A 23825-nucleotide genomic window follows, 5' to 3' on the forward strand; every position below is an offset into this window, starting at 1 on the left:
TTTAATCCTGTGGGTTTCTTAGAAGCTCACAGGTGCAAAACAAGTGTAAGCCAAAATGATTTTAGTGCACCTAAGGGGGCAATCATAAACTATATAGTAAAATTAGAAGCAAAGAAGTAATACGATTACTTCCGCTAAACTTCATTTTCTCGTAGCACAAGGCTACTGACATGATGAAAATACAATAAAAATGAAAAAAATAGCAGTCCTTTTTTGTTTCCATTTTTTCGTGCTTGTTCACGCACAAGAATACAGTACCTCTAATATTCATTCGCATAACGATTATGCCAATGCATTACCCTTTTTTGAAGCTTACTCCAATAAAGTAGGAGTAATTGAGGCAGATGTTTTTTTAGTAAATAATGAGTTATTTGTCGCCCACTCTTCGGATGAAATTACCCCCAATAATTCGCTACGAAGTATGTATTTAGAACCAATTTCCCTAAAAATTAAAAGCTTGGGCGGTGCGATTTACTCGGGCGGCGAATCATTAATACTGATGATTGATGTTAAATCAGAAGCGTTACCTACATTAAAAGTAATTGAGCAACAACTACGGAAATACCCTGATTTACTTGGATGTAAAGAATTTAAAATTGTAATTTCTGGTAACAGACCCAAACCTCTAGAATGGAAAAAATATCCAAAATTTATCTACTTTGACGGACGAATAACTGAAAAATATTCAAAAGAGGAATTGTTGCGTGTTGCCATGATTAGTGATGACTTAAAAAATTATACGAAATGGAATGGTAAAGGTGTGCTGACACAAGTAGATGCTGAAAAAATTAAAAATGCAATTGCAACAGTACACAATCAGGATAAAAAAATTCGTTTTTGGTCTACCCAAGATAATGTAAATACCTGGATTGCCTTAATGCATTTGCAAGTAGATTTTATAGCATCCGATGATACGCCAGCTCTGGGGAAATTTATAAAAGATTTAAAAACAAATTACTACCAAAATACCAATTTCTATCAGGCATATGTACCAAAAAATCAGTCGAACATTTTAAAGAAAAAAACTCCTAAAAATATAATTTTTCTTATTGGTGATGGTATGGGGCTGTCACAAATTTATGCAGGTTATACTGCTAATAAAGGACAACTGAACTTATTTAATATACCTACACAAGGCTTTTCGATTACCCAAGCGTCCGATAGTTACATTACAGATTCAGCAGCGGGGGCGACTGCCATGTCTACAGGTCAGAAGACCAATAATCGCTTTATTGGTGTAGATCAGAATGGTAACTACATACAGTCAATAATTCAAAAATTGGTGGCAAAAAAGTTTCAAACGGCACTTATTTCGTCAGGAAATGTAACAGATGCTACTCCGGCAGCTTTTTACGCACATCAGACCGATAGAAGTTATAATGAGGCGATCGCTTTTGATTTCTTGAAAAACCCCACAGATATTTTAATAGGCGGAGGCATTAAGGAATTTTCAACAATAAAAGAAGGCAAGAGTGTAGCAGAATCCTTGATTGAAAAGGGATATGCATTTTCGAAAAGTTTTAGTGCCATAGATAGCATTTCCAACAGTCGTTTTGTAATTACCGATGATGCAGCTGTTGTAGCAGTTCAAGAGGGTAGAGGTGATTTTTTAAAGCGTTCTTTAACAAAAGTGCTAGCCACTTTTTCGAACTCATCTCGTCCATTTTTTATAATGGAGGAGGGGGCACAAATAGACTATGGTGGTCATAAAAATGATTTAGGCTATGTTGTTAGAGAGCTTTTAGATTTCGATCGTTTGGTTGGGCAAGCGATGGCGTTTGTGGATAAAAATCAAGATACCTTATTAATTGTTACAGCTGACCATGAAACAGGAGGACTTTCCCTCATTGATGGCAGTACTGCCGATGGCTATGTGCACGGAAATTTTAGCACTAATGACCATACATCCGTTGCTGTACCTGTATTTGCTTACGGACCAGGTTCGGAAAACTTTAGCGGTGTGTACCAAAATACCGCAATTTTTACAAAAATTTTGGACACTATTGGTTTGAAATAGTATAATTTAAACTAATAATGAGCCACTGCTTGTAAATTACAAATACAGAGCGGTGGTTTTTTTATTGGATAAAACCGGCTCGTAATGATTTGTTTGTACTAAATAAATAAAGCGCATGGATACTCATTCAAACAAAAAATAAAATAGAAAGGTTTGCTTTATAGTAGTTTAACTTTTTGATAATCAGTTACAGTTAACCTTTTTTGCAAGTTTTTAGACTTATAGATAGTAACGTAACTTAAATTATTTTTTATGAAAAATTATCTACAAAATTTTGGATGTATGATTGGTATGATTGGAATTTTATTCATCTCTTGTGAAACTCCATCAATAGAAGAAGTGGCGGATTCTAATTCAACTACGACTACAGAAACTGTACCTAAAAATTTAGAAATTACTAAAAAATCAGCCGCTTATACAATGTCAAACTGGATGGGCGCCTTAGATGAAAACCTTGCTCTTACGGCTCTTACCATTCCAGGTACCCATGATTCGGGTGCACGTTTTGAGACTTTTTCGGGTACAGCCATTTGTCAAAAGCTGTCAATTGATGATCAGCTAAAAGCAGGTGTTCGGTACTTGGATATTCGTGGTCGTCATTACAATAATACGTTTGAAATTCACCATGGTGTGGTCTATCAAAACATTAATTTTACCGCAGTCCTTAACAGTTGCAAAGCTTTTTTAGCGCAGCATCCTTCCGAAACCATCATTATGTCACTTAAAGAAGAGCATACCGCTTCAGGAAATAATCGCTCTTACGAAGCTACTTTTGATTCGTATGTGCAACAAAATACAGCATTGTGGTATTTAGGCAATACCATGCCAACCATTAAGGTAGCAAGAGGTAAAATTGTGTTAGTAAGACGTTTTGCAGCAACAACTAGCAAAGGAATTGATGCCACCAACTGGGCTGACAATGCCATTTTTGAAATTAACGGTGCCCAAAAAATTAAAATACAAGATCAGTATAAAGTACCCAATAATAACACTAAATGGTCTGCGATTGCTACACTATTCAACGAAGCAAAAACGGGTGCCATCAGTAAGTTGTATTTAAACTACTGTAGCGGATATAAACCTGGACTTTTTAGTATTCCGAACATCCCTACAGTTGCTGACTTTGTAAATCCGAAGGTGAGTAATTATTTTACTACTGCATCAAAAGGACGATACGGTATTATAATAATGGATTTTACAACAGAAACAAGTAATACTTTAATTGTTAAATCTAATTTTTAACCTATTTTCAAAAGTTACCACACCTTTATGTAATTGTAAAGCAAAACGCTTCAATAGCAAGCCAGCAGCAGTATTCTACCCGAATGCTGCTGCTTTTTTAATTTTAAAAATGATAATTTTTGTAAAAAAAAATACGATATATGTATTTTTATCTTGATTTTTTTTTAATATTGTATAATTATACTGAATCTTTTACTGATATATGATTATTGCTCTATTAGCATATAAGGGATAAATAATACCATGAAACTTACTTATAAACAAACCGAACGTAAACCTGAAAATTCTTTTTTAGTAAAACAAGATCGTCGACCTTGTCTGGATCATGATTGGCATTTTCATAAGGAAGTAGAGTTAATTTACTTTATTAAAAGTTCTGGAACTCGTTATATTGGAAATTCTATTGGAACTTTCAGTGAAGGTGATTTGTATATGATTGGCAGTAATGTACCGCATCTATTTAAAAATGATAAAGCAAATCCTTTGTTGACAGTAGAAGCTGATTCTGTTGATTTAATAGTAATTAAGTTTGATCCAGAATTTTTAGGAAAACAATTTTTAGGATTGTCTGAAAGTAGAAATCTTCAATTGTTATTTGAAAATGCTGAAAAAGGATTGCAATTCCCTAAATCTGTTTCGAAGTTAGTTCACAATATCATGGTCGAATTGACCGAAAGTAAAGGGCTTAGAAGTGTAATAGGATTACTAAATGTTTTGGAAGTGTTATCCACAACTACTACGCTTACTTCTTTGTGTTCTGAAGTAGTAGTGAGCAGTTATACCAATAAGGAAAAGGAACGCATGGCACGCATAATTTCGTTCTTGACTGATAATTTTGATAAAAAAATTGAATTAGAAGAGGTTGCAGCTATCGCGTACATGACTCCCAACGCTTTCTGTAGATATTTCAAAAAAAGAACACGAAAATCATTTACGCAGTACCTTAATGAAATACGTTTGCGTAATGCTTGTAAATTACTGATTGAAGGAGAGTTACAGGTTGCTACAATTTGTTATCAATCTGGTTTTAATACCATAACCAACTTTAACCGACAGTTTAAATCGCTAATGAATGTTACGCCTTCGGAATATATCGATCGATACGCGAGCAGCACCATAAATTAAACCAATTTAATTTTACAACCAATTTAGTTTTAAAGAAAAAGTTTATTGAAAATATATTTTAATAAACTTTTTTTAATATCGTTCGTATTTATTGGATGTGCGTAGTCATTATACGCTCAATTGCCATACAAACTATTTTAAGTAAGTAGTAAAACGATCTAAATTCACTTGGGTAACAGCTTGGTCTCCATTTCTATAAAAAGTGCTGCCAACTTTATTTTAACATTTTAAACCGTATGCTCACGGTCTCCTCTCCTTTTAAAAATTTAATTTGTAGCTCATAATCAGTAGTTTTACTAGTAAATTACTACTGGTTACATGTTTGATGTTTATTTGATTATTTCATTATTTATCACTGAATTTTATCTAGAAATAAAAATTACTACCGCTTTTTTATCATAATGTTAAAATAGTGCTAGAGGAAGGTAAATTTTGCTGTTAGGAAGTCATTTTATTCTCTTTTATTTGTTAAAACAAAAATTTTATGGAATTTACATTTATACCTTTTGCACTAGTCTTATTGGCTAGCATTTTTCAAGGATCATTTGGACTTGGAATGAAATTTATGGCTCCTTTAAAATGGGAAGCTTGGTGGTTGGTGCATGCCACTGTGGCGATGTTACTAATTCCTTTGGTTTGGGCCATCATGGTAGTGCCTAATTTGTTTGATGTAATTGCTGAAGCGCCTTCAGATGCTATTTTACAAGGAATGTTTTTCGGAGCTCTTTGGGGTGTTGGAGGTATAATGTTCGGAAAAAGTATTCCTTATATCGGTATTTCATTAACGTACGGTATCGTAATGGGAGTTTGTGCTGCAGCTGGTAGTTTAATTCCTTTCTTTTTAATAGATAATGCCGCTAATCTGCCTGCCTTTCCTTATGTAATAGGTGGTGTCTTATTTATGTTAGTAGGTGTTGCTTTTACAGCATATGCTGGAATTCAGCGAGATAAAATAACACAAAAAGAAGGGGAGACTAAAATTGATCTTAAAACAGGTTTAATCATAGCGGTACTTAGTGGTTTGTTATCTGCAGCATTGAGTGTCGGTTTTGATAAAGGAAAATCGATTGGTGCAATTGCTGAAACGGCTGGAGCACTAACTAGAAATAGTAGTTTGGCTATTTGGGTAGTAGTGCTTTGGGGAGGTTTTTTGGTAAATGCAGGTTATGCCATCTTCTTATTATTCAAAAATAACACTTGGAGTTCCTTTGGTGTGGCACATTCGCAAAAAGCGTACATGTGGGCGATAATTGCTTCTGTGCTTTGGTTTGGTGCCTTAGGTATTTATGGTCAAGGTGCTACATTAATGGGGGCAATGGGATCGGTAATTGGATGGCCAATATTATTAGGAGTGTCCCTAATAGTAGGTAATCTTTGGGCGTATCTAAACAAAGAATGGGAAGGTGCAGGAAAAGCTTCTTCATATTTATTAGTGGGGCTATTTATTCTAATTGTAGCGACCATTATTTTAGGTTATGCGAACAGTGTAAATTAAAAAAAGATATAAATAATTATAGAATTTGAAATGAAAATTAAATCAATAGAATGTTTTGTCCTTGCGGATAAGCTGAAGGAAACTTTTTATTTTTCGCAATGGGAATATTCGGAAAGAAGGGTGTGTGTTGTAAAAGTAACTTCTGATTCTGGTCATGTGGGTTGGGGAGAAGGATACGGTCCTGCGAGTCTAATCAAGGCAGGAATTGAGCACTTAACTCCTTATGTAGTTGGGATGAATGCTTTACAAACCGAAACCATTTGGAGTATCATGTACCGCAGAACGTTAGATTTTGCTCGAAGAGGAATTTTAGTCGCAGCCATAAGTGCTATTGATGTGGCCTTGTGGGATTTGAAAGGTAAAATTTTAGAACAACCAGTTCATCAATTGCTTGGTGGTAAAAAACGCGATACTATTGTTCCTTATGCCACTGGAATGTACTTTACAGATGGTGGAGTAATGGCCGATAAACTATGCAAAGAAGCTTCTGAATATGTAGACTTAGGCTATAAAGCGATGAAAATGAAAGTGGGTTTGACCCTTGAAGAAGACATCGAAAATGTAAAAAAACTTAGAGAAACTATTGGACCAGACGTTAAATTAATGATTGATTCGAATCACGCATATAATTTGCGTGAAGCGGTACAGTTGGCCAATGCCGTAGAACAATACGATATTTCATGGTTTGAAGAGCCAATTTCTCCAGAATATTACGATCAATATGCGGAGTTAAGAACTAAAACAACCATTCCGATTTCGGGAGGCGAATGTGAATATTTGCGTTTTGGTTTTCAAACTTTATTACAGTCCAAATCAGTAGATATTATTCAACCAGACATTTGTGCTACTGGTGGCCTTACAGAAGCCAAGCGTATCGGAACTTTAGCAACAGTTTATGGTGTTGAAGTAGTTCCTCATACTTGGGGAACAGGAATTGCTTTTGCAGCAGCGTTACATTTTATTAGTAACTTAGATTGTATGCCAGGACGTTTGCGTACTCCTGAGTGTTACATTGAGCACGATCGTACAGAGAATCCGTTACGAGAACAATTAACAACCAGTGATATGGTTTTTGATAATGGTTTGATTAAAATTTCGGATAAACCGGGACTTGGATTCACATTGAATGAAGAGGCTTTACATAAATTTGCTTTAAAAGAATAAGTATGGATTTTGGGTATAAAAAATTATATATAGACGGACAATTAACAGATGCATCGAATAAAGCCACTTTTGATATAATCAGTCCGGCAAACGAAGAAAAAGTTGGTTCCATTGCTTGGGCTACAAAAGAAGATACTGAAAAAGCGCTTCAAACAGCACAAGCAGGATTTACCGCTTGGTCAGTGTTACCATTGGAAGAGCGTTTGGATTGGATAGACAAGCTCAGAACTAAATTGTTAGAAAATAGTGATCTTTTGCGTAATAGTATTATGCATGAGATGGGAAAAACATGGGAGGGGAGCGAAGAAGACTTGACGAGTATTACCAATTCTTTGGCCTTTTATTCAGAAGAAATAAAAAGCAGGCATACCATTGCTATTAAAGATACTGAGGGAACACATCAACATCAAATTTTGTCGCAACCTCTAGGGGTAGTAGTGGCTTTTTTGGCCTATAATTTTCCACTTTTAAACTTAGGTTTTAAACTTGGACCTGCTTTGGCAGCAGGATGTAGCATTATTTTAAAAGCGTCTGAATTTTCACCACTGTCTGCCCACATTATTGGTGAAATTTGCGAAGAAATTAATTTTCCTAAAGGAGTAATCACTATTATTTCAGGTGATTTGCAAAATGTTGGAATTCCGCTTTGTGAGAGCACCATTCCAAAATTAATTACCATGATTGGTTCTACAGCAACGGCTCAAAAATTGATTAGTCAGAGTAGTAAAACTTCGATCAAGAGATACAGTATGGAGTGTGGTGGAAATGCCCCTTTTATAGTATTTCCTGATGGCGATATGGATTTAGCAGTGACCATTGGCGCAGCTTTAAAAATTGGAAATTCAGGTCAAATTTGTGTAGCACCGAACCGATTTTTTATTCATGAGTCGGTGATCGAAGAATTTAGTAATGGTTTATTAGAAAAATTCAAAAATGCCAAAATAGGTTTTGGTAAGGAAAATAAGCCCGACATGGGACCAATTGCTAATAAAGTAGCCAGAGAAAAAATTGATACACTGGTAAAAGAAGCTATTGCTCAAGGAGGAGAATTGGTATATGGAGGTAAAAAATATGGTGATAAAGGCTATTATTACGAGCCAACATTGATTCGCTTAAATGATAAAAAAGCAGCCATTTTGCAGGAAGAATTCTTTGGACCTGTTGCCATAGTCGTTCCTTTTTCTACTGAAGAAGAAGTACTTGAGTTGGCAAATAATACGGATGCTGGTTTGGCTTCGTATGTATTCTCTACCGATGAGAAAAAACTACAGTATTTTTCTGAAAATTTAGAATTTGGAGAAGTACAATTGAATGGTGTGAAATATGCGATTTACTTGCCTCATGGTGGGGTGAAAAATAGCGGCATTGGTGTAGATTGTTCTAGTTATGCTTTGGACGATTACCTAATTAAAAAACGAGTTACAAAAGCAATATAATCGCATGACACTTCCAAGATATTTTATTAGCTGTGATTGGGGTACGAGTAATTTTAGATTGCGCTTAGTAGAAACCGAAAATCTAAACGTGCTCGAAGAACACAAAACAGATCAAGGGGTGAAAACCGTTTTTGATAAATTCTTAAAACAGGATACGTTAAACCAAAATCAATTTTTTGCAGATTATTTGGTGAAGCAAATTCAAAATTTACCTGTAAAACATCAAAAGCATTTGGTTGTTTTGGCGGGTATGGCTTCCTCCAGCATTGGTTTACACGAGTTGCCGTATACGGAAATGCCAATCACGATGAATGGTGAAAGTTTACTTTGGGAAAATTTATACCTTAATGTAGTCGAGTTGCATCTGCTGGTTATTTCAGGAGTGAAAACCAAAACGGGAATGATGCGAGGCGAGGAAATTCAAGCAATTGGTTTAGAAGAAGAGTTAAAACAATACGAGTCAGGAACCTTGATTTTGCCTGGAACGCACTGTAAACATATGCATTACGAATATGGTGCATTTACAGGCTTACGCAATTATATGACTGGAGAACTTTTTGAAGTTTTATCTTCGAAAAGTATTTTGAGTAATTCTATTGAAAACTTAGGGTGGAGTACCCATAGTGAAGCGGCTTTTCTTAAAGGAATTGAAGTAGGTTTTGCAGGCGAATGGAGTGCAAATTTACTGACGGTACGAGCAACACAATTATTTGGAGAATCTAAAAAAGAAGATAATTTTTATTATTTAAGTGGTCTTTTAATCGGAGATGAATTGTCGTATTTGAAGGGGCATGAGGGAAAAATATTCTTAGCGGCATCTGGGGAGGTATTTCGACTCTATAAGATTGCTTTAGAAAAATTAATTGCTTTAGACAACTTAGTTTGTTTTGATAGTAACACTTTAGAAAGAGCTTTATTAATTGGACAAAAGAAAATAATACTACGTAATGAAAAATAATTCAGGATTTTCATGGGATCTTTTTAACGCCGCGCCAATAGTAGGTATTGTGAGGGGGATTCCTTTAGAAACAGTTTTGAAAGCAGCCGCAATGTACAGTGAAGCTGGTATGTCTACGATAGAAATCACCATGAATACAGAGGGTGCAGCAGAAATAATTGCAACGCTGCGCACTACTTTTCCTAATTTGAATGTTGGAGCAGGGACGGTTTGTTCACTGGCTGATTTGGATAATGCGTTAAATGCAGGATCACAGTTTATTGTAACGCCTATTATTGATGAGGCGGTGATTCAGAAAGCGGTGTCCTTAAATATTCCAATTTTTCCAGGAGCATACACCCCAACAGAGATTTATAAAGCATGGCAGTTGGGCGCTTCTGCAGTAAAAATATTTCCAGCAACGCAATTGGGAACACAATTTATAAAAGATGTAGCAGCGCCGTTAAATGATATTAAATTATTACCAACAGGCGGTGTTTCTGCCGATAATATTGGTTCTTTTTTTCAAGCAGGTGCTGTAGGAGTAGGGATGGGAAGTTCTCTTTTTGATAAAGAAATGATTGCTAGAGGCGATTTTGAAGCGTTAAAAAATCATTTCATTTTGATAAAAAACCAAGCGAAATAATTTTTTAAAATGACCCTTTAGGTATAATTTAAATAAACAACATAATTCATAGAAAATTCTGTATTTCTATTTATTAAGATCTTAGTATTCAACGGTTAAAAAGAAGAAATAATGACAGGGAACAAACGCATTTTTAAGTTCTTTTTTAGCACTATTTTTAGTTTGTCGGTTTGCGGGATGACAAGTCAGACAACACAAACAGTGCGCGTGATCAAAAACTATAACAATTGGAAATGGGACAGTGTGTATGTCGCAAAAAATAAATTTATCAGTGTAGCTGTGGTTCCACAGTCAGCCGGACGTATCTTAGAATTTAACTTGGGTGATGTTCCTTCTTTATGGGTCAACCCCAAGTTGCTCGGCAAGTCGTTTCCGCATAGCGAGGAAGTAAAAATGAGTGATTGGCGCAATTTTGGTGGTTACCGCTTAGTACCGTTGCCCATTGATAATTGCTCTGTTGATAAAAATGGAAATAGTGCAAAACGTTGGCCGCCACCCGTGATGATTGGTGATAGTCCGTACAATGCAAGAATTGTAAAAAACAAATCATCGGAACCATCGGAGATTGTGGTGACCTCGGGAGTGCAGCAATTGCCCGTGCCTCAATTTGACAACCAATCCAAAGCATTTGTGTATCCTAAAAGTGTAAATGAGGAGCTGCAATACCAACGCAGTTTATCTATCGAAGACAATAGTAGCCTTGTACATGTGAAGCATACGCTAACAAATGTGGGAACCAAAAATGTGAAACGTGGAATTATGATATCCAGTCAACATGTTTCGCGCTCTAAACCGGAACTTACAGATGGGGAGAATTTTGTAGCCTACGTTCCTTTTGATGAAAAATATAAATTACCTAATGGTGAGCAATTCGAAATTACGGGGACAGCAGACTCGCGATGGAATTACGTCAATAAAAACCGCAAGCCATTAGATAAAAACAATCCTGAAGATGTAAAGAAGTATTACAATCACGGGACCAATTGGAACGGAGAGGTTGCTCCTGGAATTTATGAAGTAGCTTATGACTATGAACTGATGAGTGGCTTTCATATCGTCTCATCAAAAGGGTGGTTGTGCTATGTAAATAAAACAAATAATACTGCTTTCGTAAAAATATTGGAACCGTATAATCCAAAATTAGAGTACGAGGATGGTGTGAATGCCTCTATTTTTTGCAGCGGATTAGAAACTGGTTATCTAGAAACAGAAGTTAGAACTCCTTTATACAACTTGAAGCCAGGCGAACATTTTGATTATTATGAAATTCAGGCGGCAGCGAAAATTTCGGCAGGAACTGTACTTGCTGTCAATAGAATTGGTATCATTACCAAAAGTTTAACTTTAAGTACTGATTCCAAAAAAATCACAGGTAAGTATGGCGTTTTTAAAGAAGGAATTTTGGTTTTAAGAACAACAACGACTAACGGTCAAACATCAGAAACAGTAGTGGAAAATAATGTAAATCCTTTAAAAGCATATGAACTTGACTTCCAGTTACAAGACAAAGTCAAGGGTGTTAAATTGCAGTTGTATATAAAAGATGATCACAACGATTATCATTTGCTTGATGCTGTAACGATTTAAACAATTTAATTTGGGTTGGAGAATATCTTTTTACATTTAATGCTAAATGCTTTTTAGTGTTTTTTAAAAATACTATTAAGCGAGTACCATTAGATGGAGTTCAATTTACAACCGTGTAATCTTTAAAATTTAAAACTTAAATTTTTGATTACTTATCTACTTATGAATACATTTTTTTATAATGAAAAACAAAATAGCACATATACTATTTCTTTGCCTTGTTTCGGTACAATGGGTAGTAGCTCAAAACGATTGGGAAAATGAGTTTGTATTTGAACAAAACAAAATGGAATCACGGGTGCCTTCGTATTCCTATAAAAATGCAGCAGATGCATTAAAAGGAAAACGCGAAGCCTCTCGCATGCAGTCGTTAAATGGCATGTGGAAATTTAATTTTGTCGATAAGTCCGAAGACCGACCGATGGATTTTATGGCTAAAGATTTTAAAGGTGCCAATTGGAAAGATATTCCAGTACCTTCTAATTGGGAAATGCAGGGATACGGCCAGCCGATTTATACCAATATTACGTATCCATTTACGCCTAATATTTTAGACCCAAACTTGACTTATGATTGGAAAGGGCCTCAGCCTCCAATTCCGCCAAAAATATACCGTGATAATCCGGTTGGAAGTTATTACAGAGATTTTGAAGTGCCTGCTGATTGGAAAGAACAATCGGTTATTCTTCATTTCGGTGGTGTGACTTCGGCTTTTTACGTTTGGGTAAATGGTAAAAAAGTAGGATACAGCCAAGGGAGTTGTTTGGCAGCAGAATTTGATGTTACCGAGTTTTTGGTAGCGGGAAAAAACCGCGTTGCCGTTCAGGTTTTCAGATGGAGTGACGGAAGTTATTTGGAAGATCAAGACATGTGGCGTTTAAGCGGAATGCATCGTGAAGTGCTGTTATTGGCACAACCTAAAATTGCGTTAAATGACTTTTACGTACGTACTACTTTAGACGAAAGTCTAAAAGACGCCAAAGTGGAAATTCGTCCAAAAGTTTGGGTGAAAGAAGATGCTCATAATTTAAAAGGATGGAAAATCAATGCACAATTGTACGATAAGGATTCCAATAAAGTCTTAGAAGATGGTTTATCTACGACTGTCGAGAAAGTGTTTTTAGAACGTTGGCCGCCAAGAGATCTTCCTGTATTTGGATTTATTAAAACCACCGTAAAATCACCACACAAATGGTCGGCAGAAACGCCTTATTTGTACACGCTTGTCCTTACGGTAACCAATCCAAAAGGAGAAGTTGTAGAGGCAAGAAGCCAAAAAATAGGTTTCAAAAAAGTAGAATTTAGCGCCAAGCATGAGCTGTTAATCAATGGAAAAGTAGTGGAGATTATGGGGGTAAACCGTCATGATCACAATCCGATTCGAGGAAAAGCATTAACGCACGAAGATATGCGTAAGGATGTGGAATTACTGAAACAATATAATTTTAACGCAGTACGTACTTCACATTACCCAAATGATCCTTATTTCTATCAGTTGTGTAATGAATATGGTTTGTATGTGATGGATGAAGCAAATATCGAAAGCCATCATGCAGGTGGGTTATTGGCCAACACCCCTTCATGGTCGGGGGCAATGATGAGCCGTATTTACCGAATGGTCGAAAGAGACAAAAATGAAGCTTGTGTGATTTCTTGGTCCTTAGGGAACGAGTCAGGTACAGGACCAATTTTTGCGGCAGCAGCCAACTGGATCAGGTATTTTGATCCGTCACGTTTTGTACATTATGAGGGTGCACAAGGCGATCCTTTGAATCCTGCTTATATAGAAGGAGATGATGTAGGGTATAATGTGAAACAGTTCCCTACAATGGCAAATCCTGATGATCCTAAATATGTGGATGTAATTAGTAGAATGTATCCAAGTTACAAACATGCCATTGGTTTGGCGACATCGCCTTATATCAATAGGCCAATTATTTTTTGCGAATACGCGCATGCTATGGGTAACTCGCTAGGAGGATTCACAGATTACTGGAAGGAAATTCGTTCTCGTCCAAATTTGATTGGTGGTTTTATCTGGGATATGGTCGATCAAGGTCTGGAGAAAAAAGATGAAAACGGAAAAACTTTTTACGCCTACGGGGGTGATTTTGGAGATATTCCTAATGATAGTAATTTTTGTATCAATGGGGTTTTTACACCAGATTTAAAACCGAATCCGCATGCGCACGAAGCGAAACACGTTTTTCAGCCTGTCGCTTTTGAAGCTGTAAAACATCGTAATGAAGTAGTGCGCGTTGTAAATCGTATGAACTTTACCAATGTTTCGGATTACGAAATAAGATGGACAGTTGCAGAGAACGGAAAGGTGATTAAAAGTGGAACACTTGCTAGCCTCGATATTCCCGCAGGGGAGTTCAAAGAAATAAAAATTCCATTTGGAAAAATCAATTTCAAAGAAGAAAACGATTATTGGTTGCGTGTAAGTTTACACGAAAAAGCAGATCGTTTATGGTGCAAAAAAGGATACGAGTTAGGCTCTAATCAACTGTTGCTTCACGCAGCCGACGCCAAAAAAGAAAAGCAGTCGACTAAAAATGCAGCTGGTTTTGATTTTACAGAAAGTGCAGATGCGATTATCGTTAGCGGTAAAAATTTCGAAATGACGGTATCTAAAAAGACTGGTTTTGTTACTTCATTAAAGAATAAAAACGGAGAACAATTAAAAGCCCCTTTACAACCTAACTTTTGGCGACCAGCGATAGACAATGATCACCGAGGGTATTATGCTAAAACATGGTCGAAATCGAAAACGTTTTGGAAAGACATCGTATCGAAACTTGAAACCAAATCGGTTACGGTTTCCAAAGGGAAATCAAATGCGGTACAAGTGGCAGTTACACAAGCTTTTCAAGATAAAGTAAAATTGCAATTGCATTACACAGTAACAGTTGAGGGTGTTTTAGCAGTAAAAATGGATTTGGATGCAGAGGAAAACCTTCCCGATATGATGCGAATTGGTTGGACAATGGGCGTTTCAAAAGCATTAGAGAATACTTCTTATTACGGAAAAGGACCTTGGGAAAATTACATCGACCGCGCGGAATCGGCAGAAGTAAATGTGTATGATGTAAAGACAAATGATCTTTTTTACCACTATATCAAACCACAAGAAACAGGAAATCATACCGAAACACGATGGATGACATTGCAATCAAATCATAAAAAAGAAGGCTTCAAATTTATAGCCAAGCCAGTTTTTGATTTTTCCGTTTGGCAATATAGCTCGGACAATATAGAAGAAGCACGCCATCCTAAAGATTTGGAGCCACAAGGATTTTATACGGTTAATATTGCTTTACGCCAAAGAAGTTTAGGAGGTACGTTATCCGAACCGATTGAAAAATATTTATTAAAACCAGGTAAATACAATTTTGAATTTTCTATTAAATCCCTTGATTAGTTTAGTTAAATAATTATTGTTAATTATGATTAAACCTTGGTAAAGATGCATACTACTGCATTTTTATCAAGGTTTTTTTTTAACTGTATATTTGAAGTAAAAATAATTTTTATTTCTTTAAGTATTATGATGCTAATTAAATTGCGTTTCATAAAATTCGACCATAATCCAAAAACTACAAGTTCTATTTTATTATAATTTTTGTGTTTTTTTTATTTAGTGTAAAAAAAAAGCACGTTTTTTTTAAGTAATCAATAACTTGTAGCTAAAATAGTCTCATATATAGTTAGTATAGAGCTACTTGATAAGGATTATTATGAGTAGATTTGGATTTAACCAAAATCTATGATAAAATGATAAAAATTAAAACTTTAGCTAGTGTATTTTTTCTCACGGGTACTGCCGTAGTACAAGCACAGTACGAACCCTTAATAAATGCTGCAGACAGCGGTAAAATATGGGAATATCAAGAAAATTTGTCTGATGAATTTAATGGTAATGCTCTTGATTGGAACAATAAATGGTTTTACAACAATAATTTACCTACTGTAAAAGCATGGAAGTGGAACAACGGAAATAATGTAAAGCTTGTTGGGAATGCTGCAGAAATTAAAATGAGTCACAACAACAATAATATAGCAGTTGATGGTACTTACTTCAATTCGGGTATTTTAAAAACTAAGGGAACTTTTGTAACGGGTTACGTTGAAGCTCGAATTAAAGGCGCAGTGATGAATGTTCCCGGTACTGACAATGGACGAGGTGTATGTCCGTCATTCTGGCTATATAGCGATTTTGATCGTTCTGTCGGAGAAGGGAAAACTGTGTATTCGGAAATTGATATTGTAGAGTTGCAGCAATACGATTACTTCAATGGAGAACAGGATGATATTTTTGATATGGAACATAATCTACATCTGGTTCGAAAAGTAAACGGACAAGATGTTTGGTTTCGCCCTAAACAAAATGTAGCTACTCAAAAAAATCATTATACTGCTTCTTTTGATCCGACAAAAGATTATCACGTATATGGTTGCGAAGTGAATGAAAAAGAAATTATTTGGTATGTAGATGGTGCTCGCGTTGCTAGTAAACCAAACACTTACTGGTACCGACCAATGAATGTAACTTTATCATTAGGATTACGCGTTCCATTTGTGAAATTTGTAAATAATGTTTTTGAACCAGTAAATCCTTTAATAGATGCACGTGCAAAGAATCAGCTTTCCGCTATTCCGACAACCATGTCAGTAGATTATGTCCGTGTGTGGAAAAGTAAGCGGTCTGATAGTACAGGAAGCGATACAGGTACTACAAATCCAACTGATGGGTACAAGGGCGATATAAGAGTATTTCTTAACCAGAGATTAAAAACGCTGAATATTGTTTTAGGTAACTTTTCGGGTGAATCGAGAATAACGATGTTTAATTTAAGTGGAACGAAGTTATTGGATACCACCAGTAGACTTTCGGAGATTGTATTACCTACAAACTCATATCCTAATGCACCTTATATATTACATGTAACGAATCAAAATGGAGTACACAGTCAAAAAATATTTATAAAATAAAGTTCTAACTTTTGTTTTTGGAAGAAAGTCTATTTATTATGTGAGCAGGCTTTTTTTTATAGAAATATCGGAAAGGTAGAACAAGCTTATTATAAGTTAAAATAGTGCTAGTAAAAAGCAACATATTAGGTTTAAATTTGCGTTTTGTTAAATTAACTATTAGCAATAAATATCATTTATCGTTGATTATTTTTTACTATACTGTCAGTTTTAAGTTAAAAAGTTAAAGGATTTATTGTACAGTTTAATAAAAATTTTTTTGCGCTAAGTAATCAATTCCCCCCAAATATGAAAAATTGTAAAATTCTATTTTCATTAATAATTGTCCTATCTAATTTCGCAATGCAGGCACAATATAATCCGTTTATGGTAGCACCCGATTCTACTAAAAAATGGGAGTATCAAGAAAACTTGTCAGATGAGTTTACTGATATTAAGATCGATTGGACTAACAAATGGTTTTATAACAGTGAACTGCCCAACGTAAATGCATGGAAATGGGATAACAATGCCAATTTGACTATTGTAAACAATGCTGTAGAAATTAAAATGAGTCATAACACTAACAACGTACCTGTAGACGGAACTTATTTTAGTTCTGGAATTTTAAAAACCAAAGGAACCTTTATAACAGGATACGTGGAGGCCAGGATAAAGGGAGCTATTCTTAATGTTGCAGGAACCGACAACGGACGTGGCGTTTGTCCTTCGTTTTGGTTGTATAGTGATTTTGACAGAAATGCTGCTGAAGGTAAAACAGTTTACTCTGAAATTGATGTGGTAGAATTACAACAATTCGATTATTACAACGGTGAACAAGATGATATTTATGATATGGATATGAATTTGCATCGGGTTGCTAAAGAAGGAGGGAAAGAGGTTTGGTACCGACCGAAGCAAAGTCCAGAAGCTCAAAAAAATCATTATACGGCTAAATTTAATCCTACTTTAGATTACCATATTTATGGCTGTGAGGTTAATGAAAGTCAAATTATATGGTATGTAGATGGTTTAGAAGTTGCGCGAAAGCCAAATACTTATTGGTACAGACCTATGAATGTGACCGTATCGCTTGGTCTACGGGTACCCTTTGTTAAATTTCAAAATAATAGATTTGAACCTATTGATCCAAGAGCAGATGAGCGTGCAAATAAGCAATTAGCTGCGATTCCAACAACTATGTCTGTAGATTATGTTAGAGTATGGAAGAAGAAAGAAACACTTAATTTGAAAGAAAGTGCAGCAAAAAAAATGGGGATTAATGTGTATCCAAATCCAGTTAAAGATACTGTGACAATCGCATTCAACGAGTATGGTGGCGAAGCTAAAATCTCCTTGGCTGACATGAATGGTTCACTACTTCTTGACCAAAAAAGTGCCGAGTTAAATATCATTTTGTCTTTAAATAAATATAGCAAAGGAGTCTATTTACTTAAAGTAGAAAATGAGAAAGGGGCGTACGTTCAAAAACTAATAGTAGAATAATTTTTTTAGTTATAACTTGACTCATTTATAGGTAAGGTTTTTGTTTTTTAATATTTTTATTCTTGTAGTCTAGTTAGTAAAGAGGTTGACGTTAAGTTAGCCTCTTTTTTTTACAGAATTATCTCAAAAAAATAACATTTACTTAAAATAAGGTAAAATAATGTATGTGAATGGTAATTTTTAGAGGAGTAAAAAACGCTTTTTACATTTACTTTGTGTTTCCGACTCTTTTATGCTATTACTAGATTTTTTGATAAGCGGCGTGAATATTAATACTATGCTGGTCATAGAGGACTATTTTGCATCAAAGAAAAATGGAGAGTGTAGCATAATCAAAAAACAAAAACATAAAATTTAAAAAATGAAAAAGATTACAAGCAAATACGGATTGGCTGTGGTAGGTCTGTTTTTTCTAAGCGCTTCTTTCGGACAGCACAAAGGAATTATCGATAATGCCAACAGTCCGAATGTGAAGTTTAAAAGTATTGGTATGTCTGATTGCCACTGGACACATGGATTTTGGGCAGATAAGTTTAAAATTTGTCAAGATGAAATGCTTCCGTATATGGGGGAGGTTTTAATGGGTGATGTGGGGCATGGTTTGAATAATTTTAAAATTGCAGCAGGACTCAAAGACGGAAAACACCAAGGATTTGCTTGGCATGATGGAGATTTTTATAAGTGGATGGAAGCAATGTCTTACGTTTATGCTCAAAATAAAGATCCAAAAATTGCAAAACAATTAGATGATATTATTGCGATTATCGCAAAAGCGCAAATGCCAAATGGGTATTTACAAACTACTATTCAAATTAGTAAAGGTGCTATAGATCCTTTTGAGAATCGTAAATACCATGAAATGTACAATAGTGGACACTTGTATACTAGTGCTTGTATTCATTACAGAGCTACAGGCAAAAAAAATTTCTTAAATATCGCTGTAAAACATGCTGATAATTTATACGAAGTTTTCTATCCAGACACCAAGCATTATGCTCGTTTTGGATTCAATCAAACACAAATAATGGGGTTGGTTGAATTGTATCGAACTACAAAAGATAAAAAGTATCTAGAATTAGCAGAAAAATTCATCAACCGTCGTGGTGCTTATGGTATCGAAGAGAATTCGACAACTAAAGGATATCCAGTAGGAGATATGGTGCAAGAATTTACACCTATTCGTAAGTCCGATGAGGCAGTAGGTCATGCAGTGTTGGCTTTGTATTATTATGCAGGAGCAGCAGATGTTGTAGCAGAAACAGGTGAACAAGCATTGTCAGATGCCTTAGATCGTCTTTGGGAGAATGTGACTAACAAAAAAATGTATGTTACAGGAGCAGTAGGACAGACGCATTATGGAGCTTCAAGTAACCGTCAGATGATTGAAGAGGGTTTTATTGATGAATACATGATGCCAAACATGACGGCTTATAATGAAACTTGTGCAAACATTTGTAATTCCATGTTTAGTTACCGTATGTTGGGATTACGTGGTGACTCTAAGTATGCTGATGTTATCGAAAATGTACTGTTTAACAGTGCACTTTCAGGAATCAACCTTGAAGGAAATAAATACTATTATTCAAACCCATTACGTAAGATTCACGGTTCAAGAGATTATTCAAAAATGAATACCGAATACCCAGAGCGCCAATCATATTTAGAGTGTTTCTGTTGTCCTCCGAACTTGGTGCGTACTATTGCTCAAATCTCTGGTTGGGCATACAGTTTGACCGATAATGGTGTGGCTGTAAATCTTTATGGTGGTAACGAATTAAATACGACCATGCTTGATGGTTCTAAATTAAAATTGGAGCAGGTAACCAATTATCCTTGGGATGGTGCGGTAAGTGTAACGGTTAAAGATTGTAAAAAAGGAGCTTTTAAAATGATGCTCCGAATCCCAAACTGGGCAAAAGGAAGTAAAATTAAAGTAAACGGAGTAAATACTGCCGTAGAAATTGTGGCGGGAGAATTTGCGACCATAGACAGAGCTTGGAAAAAAGGAGACGTTGTAACCTTGGATATGCCAATGGACGTTAACTTTGTAGAAGGAAATGGTCGCATTGAAGAAGTACGTAACCAAGTAGCTATCAAAAGAGGTCCAGTAGTGTACTGTGCAGAATCTACCGATTTACCAAAAGGAACCAGTATCTTAGATGTTTATCTTTCTGGAAAAAACAAATTTGATGTAACGTACCGTCCTGATCTTTTAGGTGGAATTTCATCAATCACTACTGATGTTATGATTAGAAAAGATAAAAAACCAGATACGATGTACCATACTATTTCAAAACCTGTTTTAGAAGATTCTAAAGTGTCTTTTGTTCCTTATTATGCTTGGTCGAATAGAGGTGATTCAGAAATGACTGTTTTTATGCCAATTATTTGGGACTAATATTATAAAAAAATTCAATGAAAAGTAATTTTTTATGTTTTTTGTTGTCCTTGGCTTGCTTTGTAAGTCAGGGGCAGAAAAAAAAGCCAAATATCCTATTTGTCGCTTTTGATGATATGCGTACAGAGCTTGGCTGTTATGGTTCTGAAGTTGTGAAGTCGCCTAACATTGATGCATTAGCGAAAGCGGGAGTACAGTTCAATCGAGCGTACTGTCAGGAAGCTATTTGTGGTCCATCACGTGCGAGCATCATGACGGGGGCACGTAACGAAACGATTAATGTAATTGATTTGTTTCAAGATTTTAGAGCCAACTGTCCAAGTATTATAACCTTGCCACAACACTTTCGTGAAAATGGGTATGAAACTGTTTATACCGGAAAAGTATTTCACGGAAAGTATACGGATGATGAATTGTCATGGAGTCGTAAAGCGACGCAACCTAAGAAAGATCCAAATATACCAGAAACAAAAGGGGGATATGCGTTGAAGGAAAACCAACAAATGTACATCGATAATAAAAAGGAATTGGATGCCAAATACGGCGAAAAAATGATTCGTGAAAACTGGTTGGCAAAAGGTCCAGATGTAGAATGTGCCGATGTTCCAGATGAAACTTATGAAGATGGCGAAAATACACTCGCTGCTATTGCTACTTTAAATGAATTAACCAAAAGCGATAAACCTTGGTTTTTAGGATTAGGATTTCATAAACCGCACCTCGATTGGATAGCACCCAAAAAATATTGGGATATGTATGATGAGTCTGAAATTCCAATTGCCACACAAGTAGATCCTCCTATAAATGGTGCTGCTATGGGGCTTTCCGAATCATTAGAAGTTCGTGTGGGAGCAGATATGCCTAAAACGGAAGCTTTTTCACCAGAATTGCAACGTAAGTTGCGTCACGGATATTTTGCTTGTGTGTCTTACGTAGACGCCCAATTAGGAAAAATGGTTGAGGCGCTAAAAGCTTCAGGTGAGTACGAAAATACCATTATCGTATTATGGTCGGACCATGGTTTTAACTTAGGCGAAATGGGATATTGGGGTAAAGCAACTAATTATGAAATTTCTACTCGTGTACCCTTCATCATCGTGGCTCCAGGTGTAACCGACAAAGTAAAAGGACAAAAGGCAGATGCCTTAGTAGAGTTGATAGATGTTTATCCAACGCTATGTGAGCTGGCAGGATTAAAGCAGCCTACGCACTTAGAAGGAAATAGTATTGTTTCTATAATTAAAAATCCAAGTAAAAAAGGAGCAGAAGCTGCTTTTAGTGTGTTTCCTACGCCTGCTTTACGCGAATGGGCTGCACGTCCATTTACACCTCCGTTTCGCAATTCTTTTTTTGCCCCATTAATTGAGAAAATTGAAACCAAGATAAAAAATCAAATGGGTGATAAATGGAACCGTGCTGCTTTTGAAGAATTTGTAATGGGATATGCGATGCGAACGGATCGTTACCGTCTTGTTTTGTGGAAAGACAGAAGACATCGTAATGATGCTCCACTGTTTGTAGAACTCTATGATCATGAGAAAGATCCTAATGAAACCACCAATATTGCAGACAGTAATACTAAAATAATAGCCAATTTAACCAAACAATTTAATAAAAGTCAGAAAAAAGTTTTCTCTAATTAATATTTTTTAAACCTAAGAATAATGATTAATATCGTAACAAACCATAAAATCAAATTTGCATTAGCATTAATACTATGTTTGGTTTCTTTTGGACAAGCACAAACTAAAAAGCCTAATATACTTGTAATATTATGCGATGATTTAGGATATAATGATGTTGGCTTTAATGGATCAACAGATATCATTACACCAGAAATAGACAAATTAGCTAAAGGCGGAACAACGTTTACTTCGGCTTACGTAGGACATACTTTTTGTGGTCCTAGTAGAGCGGCTTTGTTGACAGGTCGTTATACACAAGAAATAGGTACTCCTTACAATTTAAGAGACGACGGTCGTGCAACTCCAAGTGGTGTTCCAGTAAAAGAAACGTTTATGAGTACTATGTTACACGATGCGGGATACTATACATCTGTTATTGGTAAGTGGCACTTGGGAGACAATCCAGAATTTCGTCCGAACAATAGGGGCTTTGATGACTTTTATGGTTTTTTAGGTGGTGGTCATAAATATTTTCCTGAGAAGTATCAACCGTACTATGAAAAACAAAAAGCAGCAGGAGCCTATCCAATCAATGTGTATTTTACACCTTTGTTGCACAATGATAAAGAAGTAAAGGAAACAGAGTACATTACAGATGCATTTTCTAGAGAAGCAGTTCGTGTCATCAAAGAATCTTCGGCAAAGAAAAAACCGTTCTTTATGTACTTAGCTTATAATGCGCCGCACGTACCATTAGAAGCAAAAGAAGAAGATTTGAAAATTTTTGAAAATATAAAAGACAAAGACAGACGAACCTATGCAGCAATGGTATATGCTGTAGATCGTGGTGTGGGAGAAATTGTAAAAACCTTAAAAGCAACCAATCAATTTGATAATACGTTGATTGTATTTTTAAGTGATAATGGTGGAAACTTTGATCATGGAGCCAATAATTACCCACTAAAAGGAACAAAAGGAGATACTTTTGAAGGCGGTTTTCGCGTTCCTATGTTTTTCCATTGGCCCAATCAAGTAGCAGCGGGAGCACAGTTTGACCACCCTGTTACTGCTTTAGATTTGTACCCAACATTTGCGCATTTGGCTAAAACAAAATTACCAAAAGGTAAAAAAGTTAATGGCTTAAATATTTGGAATGATTTGGCTGCTAATACCAGTCCACACAAAAACGAAATGATTTACGCATTGCGTTACCGCGAAGGTTATTGTGATGTTGCTGCTCGAAAAGAAGATTGGAAAATTACGCGTATGGGTAATGAGCCTTGGCAATTATTCAACATCACAAATGATATGGGAGAACATAAAGATTTAGCAGGTCAATTTCCAGAACGTGTAAAAGAAATGGTAGCAGAAACCAAAGAATGGACAAAATCACACATTACACCATTATGGTTTTATTCGCAAGCAGATGCAGAATATTGGGCTTCAGGTAGACTTCCGAATTACGACGATACTTTCGAAATTGAAAAGTTAAGAATGTCACCTATTGAATACCAAGAGTCTTTAGAACAGAAAAAAGAATAGTTTTTTCCGTCCGATTGAATTTTAATAATAGAAATAAAAATGTATTGAGAAGTTACAATAAGTGAAGCTTTCGATACATTTTACAGTATTTTTTAACTTGCATTCAAATCTCTATGTCGCTTAAAAAAGTG

Annotated in this window: 15 protein-coding genes; all 15 read left to right on the top strand. The window is 35.7% G+C overall.

Annotated features, from left to right (window positions below):
• Nucleotides 1-190: 190 nt before the first annotated feature.
• Nucleotides 191-2017 (top strand): alkaline phosphatase, encoded by a 1827-nt coding sequence (locus GXM17_RS00310; RefSeq protein WP_163397306.1) that lies wholly within the window; start codon nucleotides 191-193, stop codon nucleotides 2015-2017.
• A gap of 252 nt (nucleotides 2018-2269) precedes the next feature.
• Complete coding sequence (locus GXM17_RS00315) at nucleotides 2270-3259, top strand: phosphatidylinositol-specific phospholipase C (protein WP_163397307.1); 990 nt, start codon at nucleotides 2270-2272, stop codon at nucleotides 3257-3259.
• A 243-nt stretch (nucleotides 3260-3502) separates the two neighbouring features.
• Nucleotides 3503-4384, top strand: coding sequence for an AraC family transcriptional regulator (locus tag GXM17_RS00320; protein ID WP_163397308.1), 882 nt, complete (start codon nucleotides 3503-3505; stop codon nucleotides 4382-4384).
• 484 nt (nucleotides 4385-4868) lie between these two features.
• On the top strand, nucleotides 4869-5879 hold the full coding sequence (locus GXM17_RS00325) for an L-rhamnose/proton symporter RhaT (protein WP_163397309.1): 1011 nt from the start codon (nucleotides 4869-4871) through the stop codon (nucleotides 5877-5879).
• A gap of 30 nt (nucleotides 5880-5909) precedes the next feature.
• Entirely contained in the window at nucleotides 5910-7043 is a 1134-nt protein-coding gene (locus tag GXM17_RS00330) for a mandelate racemase/muconate lactonizing enzyme family protein (RefSeq protein WP_163397310.1), read from the top strand.
• A 2-nt stretch (nucleotides 7044-7045) separates the two neighbouring features.
• Nucleotides 7046-8479, top strand: a complete 1434-nt coding sequence (locus GXM17_RS00335) for an aldehyde dehydrogenase family protein (protein WP_163397311.1) — start codon at nucleotides 7046-7048, stop codon at nucleotides 8477-8479.
• A 4-nt stretch (nucleotides 8480-8483) separates the two neighbouring features.
• Complete coding sequence (locus GXM17_RS00340) at nucleotides 8484-9437, top strand: 2-dehydro-3-deoxygalactonokinase (RefSeq protein ID WP_163397312.1); 954 nt, start codon at nucleotides 8484-8486, stop codon at nucleotides 9435-9437.
• Entirely contained in the window at nucleotides 9427-10062 is a 636-nt protein-coding gene (locus GXM17_RS00345) for a bifunctional 4-hydroxy-2-oxoglutarate aldolase/2-dehydro-3-deoxy-phosphogluconate aldolase (protein WP_163397313.1), read from the top strand. Before GXM17_RS00340 ends, GXM17_RS00345 begins: the two co-directional genes overlap by 11 nt.
• 177 nt (nucleotides 10063-10239) lie before the next feature.
• The gene (locus tag GXM17_RS00350; RefSeq protein WP_163397314.1) at nucleotides 10240-11649 is read left to right on the top strand and encodes a hypothetical protein; all 1410 of its coding nucleotides are present in this window, start codon (nucleotides 10240-10242) and stop codon (nucleotides 11647-11649) included.
• Between the two features lie 181 nt (nucleotides 11650-11830).
• On the top strand, nucleotides 11831-15073 hold the full coding sequence (locus GXM17_RS00355) for a glycoside hydrolase family 2 TIM barrel-domain containing protein (protein ID WP_163397315.1): 3243 nt from the start codon (nucleotides 11831-11833) through the stop codon (nucleotides 15071-15073).
• A 353-nt stretch (nucleotides 15074-15426) separates the two neighbouring features.
• Nucleotides 15427-16644, top strand: a complete 1218-nt coding sequence (locus GXM17_RS00360) for a family 16 glycosylhydrolase (protein WP_163397316.1) — start codon at nucleotides 15427-15429, stop codon at nucleotides 16642-16644.
• Between the two features lie 288 nt (nucleotides 16645-16932).
• Nucleotides 16933-18129: a T9SS type A sorting domain-containing protein gene (locus GXM17_RS00365; protein ID WP_163397317.1), complete on the top strand. Its 1197-nt coding sequence runs from the start codon at nucleotides 16933-16935 to the stop codon at nucleotides 18127-18129.
• A 361-nt stretch (nucleotides 18130-18490) separates the two neighbouring features.
• Entirely contained in the window at nucleotides 18491-20527 is a 2037-nt protein-coding gene (locus GXM17_RS00370; protein ID WP_163397318.1) for a glycoside hydrolase family 127 protein, read from the top strand.
• 17 nt (nucleotides 20528-20544) lie between these two features.
• A complete protein-coding gene (locus GXM17_RS00375; protein ID WP_163397319.1) occupies nucleotides 20545-22170 on the top strand; it encodes a sulfatase in 1626 nt (541 codons plus the stop codon).
• A gap of 21 nt (nucleotides 22171-22191) precedes the next feature.
• Nucleotides 22192-23694, top strand: a complete 1503-nt coding sequence (locus GXM17_RS00380; protein WP_163397320.1) for an arylsulfatase B — start codon at nucleotides 22192-22194, stop codon at nucleotides 23692-23694.
• Nucleotides 23695-23825 lie beyond the last annotated feature (131 nt).

This window comes from Flavobacterium fluviatile (genome assembly GCF_010645065.1).
GTDB lineage: Bacteria > Bacteroidota > Bacteroidia > Flavobacteriales > Flavobacteriaceae > Flavobacterium > Flavobacterium fluviatile.

Excerpts from the sequence above, each read along its gene's own strand:
- GXM17_RS00335 (WP_163397311.1), top strand. The coding sequence starts at position 7,046 with ATGGATTTTGGGTATAAAAAATTATATATAGACGGACAATTAACAGAT.
- GXM17_RS00355 (WP_163397315.1), top strand. The coding sequence starts at position 11,831 with ATGAAAAACAAAATAGCACATATACTATTTCTTTGCCTTGTTTCGGTA.
- GXM17_RS00360 (WP_163397316.1), top strand. The coding sequence starts at position 15,427 with ATGATAAAAATTAAAACTTTAGCTAGTGTATTTTTTCTCACGGGTACT.
- GXM17_RS00330 (WP_163397310.1), top strand. The coding sequence starts at position 5,910 with ATGAAAATTAAATCAATAGAATGTTTTGTCCTTGCGGATAAGCTGAAG.
- GXM17_RS00365 (WP_163397317.1), top strand. The coding sequence starts at position 16,933 with ATGAAAAATTGTAAAATTCTATTTTCATTAATAATTGTCCTATCTAAT.
- GXM17_RS00375 (WP_163397319.1), top strand. The coding sequence starts at position 20,545 with ATGAAAAGTAATTTTTTATGTTTTTTGTTGTCCTTGGCTTGCTTTGTA.
- GXM17_RS00340 (WP_163397312.1), top strand. The coding sequence starts at position 8,484 with ATGACACTTCCAAGATATTTTATTAGCTGTGATTGGGGTACGAGTAAT.
- GXM17_RS00310 (WP_163397306.1), top strand. The coding sequence starts at position 191 with ATGAAAAAAATAGCAGTCCTTTTTTGTTTCCATTTTTTCGTGCTTGTT.
- GXM17_RS00370 (WP_163397318.1), top strand. The coding sequence starts at position 18,491 with ATGAAAAAGATTACAAGCAAATACGGATTGGCTGTGGTAGGTCTGTTT.
- GXM17_RS00345 (WP_163397313.1), top strand. The coding sequence starts at position 9,427 with ATGAAAAATAATTCAGGATTTTCATGGGATCTTTTTAACGCCGCGCCA.
- GXM17_RS00350 (WP_163397314.1), top strand. The coding sequence starts at position 10,240 with ATGACAAGTCAGACAACACAAACAGTGCGCGTGATCAAAAACTATAAC.
- GXM17_RS00315 (WP_163397307.1), top strand. The coding sequence starts at position 2,270 with ATGAAAAATTATCTACAAAATTTTGGATGTATGATTGGTATGATTGGA.
- GXM17_RS00320 (WP_163397308.1), top strand. The coding sequence starts at position 3,503 with ATGAAACTTACTTATAAACAAACCGAACGTAAACCTGAAAATTCTTTT.
- GXM17_RS00325 (WP_163397309.1), top strand. The coding sequence starts at position 4,869 with ATGGAATTTACATTTATACCTTTTGCACTAGTCTTATTGGCTAGCATT.
- GXM17_RS00380 (WP_163397320.1), top strand. The coding sequence starts at position 22,192 with ATGATTAATATCGTAACAAACCATAAAATCAAATTTGCATTAGCATTA.